Source organism: Halorubrum sp. Eb13 (assembly GCF_002252895.1).
GTDB lineage: Archaea > Halobacteriota > Halobacteria > Halobacteriales > Haloferacaceae > Halorubrum.
This window is the reverse complement of the sequence record NZ_NHPE01000087.1, coordinates 1-335: the sequence shown is the minus strand read 5'-3', so window position 1 is coordinate 335 and position 335 is coordinate 1. Positions and strand designations below refer to the sequence as shown.

Below are 335 nucleotides of genomic sequence, written 5' to 3'. Positions count from 1 at the left end.
CCGCCGCTTATATACGATCCGCGGCTGGTTCCGCCATGAAGTTCTGCGACGAGTGCGGCTCGATGATGAAGTCCGGCGAGGGCGAGGACCACTGGGTGTGTAGCTCCGCGGACTGTGACAACGAGATCGGCCGCGAAGACGGCGACGACGAGTGGACCACCGAGTCGCAGGTCGAGTCGGAGGTCATCGACGTGAGCGACGCGGAGGACAAGGGACTGCCGCAGACGACCGCGCACTGTCCGGAGTGCGGAAACGACCGCGCCTACTGGTACATGCAGCAGATCCGCTCGGCCGACGAGTCGGAGACCCGCTTCTTCGTCTGCACCGAGTGCGAG

Annotated in this window: 1 protein-coding gene; it reads left to right on the top strand. The window is 65.1% G+C overall.

Annotated elements, in window-relative coordinates:
* Positions 1-35: 35 nt before the first annotated feature.
* Positions 36-335: RPA12/RPB9/RPC11 RNA polymerase family protein (locus DJ75_RS11055; protein ID WP_094524527.1), on the top strand; the 300-nt coding region annotated here is incomplete at its 3' end.